This is a genomic window from Mesorhizobium sp. M1E.F.Ca.ET.063.01.1.1 (genome assembly GCF_003998155.1).
Taxonomy (GTDB): Bacteria; Pseudomonadota; Alphaproteobacteria; order Rhizobiales; family Rhizobiaceae; genus Mesorhizobium.
The window spans coordinates 1-1,602 of record NZ_RZSC01001049.1; the positions used below are offsets into that span (position 1 = coordinate 1).

The window sequence follows — 1,602 nt, forward strand, 5'->3', positions numbered from 1 at the left end:
GCATCATGCTCAGGCCCGAGCAGGTGCTGCTCAAGCGAACCACGCGCGAGGGCATGTCGGGGACGCCGGACATGCTGTTCGGCGAAGTGACGGACTCCGAATTCGCCGGCTCGGTCTGCACCATCGCGGTGCGGCTGCTCAACAGCCCCGACCCGCCCGATGCGGCCGCGATCGGCAACACGCCGCTCATCCTGCGCAAGACCGGCATGGACGCGCCGACGGTCGGCGAGATCGTGCGCCTCACCGTCACCGGCAAGGCGCACGTGTTCGCCTGAATCGCAGGCTGGTCGCGGTTGCTCTACCGCACCTGTTCGCCTGTCTGCGGCGACCAGAGGGGCCAGCTCTCCAGGAAATCATGGCTGTGCACGACGACGCGCTGCCCATCGATCAGGATGATCGAATAGGCGGGCGGCGCCTGCTCGACCACCTCGTCGCCGACAAGATCGAGCATGAAGCGGGCATTCAGGCCGCGCTGCGCCGAGAACGGAATGCCGGCGACAGTGCCGGCGATGTCGCGATGGACGTGGCCGAAGAAGATGTAGCGGACATTGCCGTGGCGCGTGAGCACATCGAGCAGGCGCTGCGGCTGTTCGAGGCCGAGCGGGTCGAGGATTGTCAGGCCAAGTTCCACTGGCGGATGGTGCAGGAAGAGATAGGCCGGCTTGCCTGCTGCCTCGGCAAGCCGTGCGTCGAGCCAACCCAGGCGGTTGTCGCACAGTTCTCCGGTGACGCGGCCTTCGGCCAGGCTGTCGAGGAAGACCAGCCGCCCCTCCGGCGTATCGAAGACCGATTGCACGAAGCCGTTGTCGTCGACCGGACTTTCCGGAAAGGCGGCGATGAGGTTCGCCCGCCGGTCGTGGTTCCCCGGCAGCAGCCGGTAGGGCACGGAGAGCCGGCCGAGCGCCGATTTCAGATCGGCATAGCTCCCGGCCTCGCCCGACTCGGTCAGGTCGCCGGTGAACACGCAAAGCGCTGCATCGCCGTTGCGTGCATTGATATGATCGATGCAGCGGTCGAGCCGCTCATGCAGGTCCGCACCAAAGCGGACCTCGCCCCGACGGCCGAGATGGACGTCGGTGATCTGGATGATCTTCATTCCGTGAACCCTCTATCGACCCTTACAGCGCAGGCTCCGGCACCGAAGCCTTGAAGACGTCGAGCCTGCCACCGTTCTCCGACGAGAAGAAGTGCAGGTCGCTCTCCGCGAACTGGAGGCCGATCGCGCTGCCCGGCTCGGGATGGACGGTCTCGGAGGTCACCACGGAGAATGGCGCGCCGTCGAGATCGACATAGACGACCCGGCCGGCACCCAGTTCCTCGACGAGGTCGACCGTTGCGCCGAGCGCGCTCGGCGTTCCAGGCGCCACCATGCGCACGGCCTCGGGCCGGATGCCGACCGCGATCTTCGAGCCGACGGGAAGGCCGGCGCGGGAAACGTTTAGCTTGCGGCTGCCGCCAAGCAGCGACAGCCCGTCGAGCGTGACCGTCCCTTCGAGCATGTTCATGGCCGGCGCGCCGACGAAGGTCGCCACGAAGCGGCTCGCCGGCCGGCTGTAGACTTGCGCCGGCGTGCCGACCTGCTCGACGCGGCCGCCATTCATC

The 1,602-nt window shown here is 67.2% G+C and carries 2 protein-coding genes and 1 pseudogene; 1 reads left to right on the forward strand and 2 read right to left on the reverse strand.

All coding sequences use genetic code 11. The annotated features are described in order from the left end of the window. A pseudogene (locus tag EOA29_RS35850) lies at positions 1 to 275 on the forward strand (ABC transporter ATP-binding protein); the annotation flags it as partial. Positions 276 to 298: 23 nt separating this feature from the next. Here EOA29_RS35850 and EOA29_RS35855 read toward each other — a convergent pair. Together EOA29_RS35855 and EOA29_RS35860 are read right to left on the reverse strand one after the other, a co-directional pair. Next, the gene (locus EOA29_RS35855) at positions 299 to 1,096 is read right to left on the reverse strand and encodes a phosphodiesterase (protein WP_126091715.1); all 798 of its coding nucleotides are present in this window, start codon (positions 1,094 to 1,096) and stop codon (positions 299 to 301) included. Between the two features lie 22 nt (positions 1,097 to 1,118). Further along, the coding region (locus EOA29_RS35860) for a TOBE domain-containing protein (RefSeq protein WP_127222355.1) at positions 1,119 to 1,602 on the reverse strand (484 nt) is incomplete at its 5' end.

Bases quoted from the DNA above. Each gene is read 5' to 3' on its own strand.
- EOA29_RS35855 (WP_126091715.1), bottom strand. From the start codon at position 1,096: ATGAAGATCATCCAGATCACCGACGTCCATCTCGGCCGTCGGGGCGAG.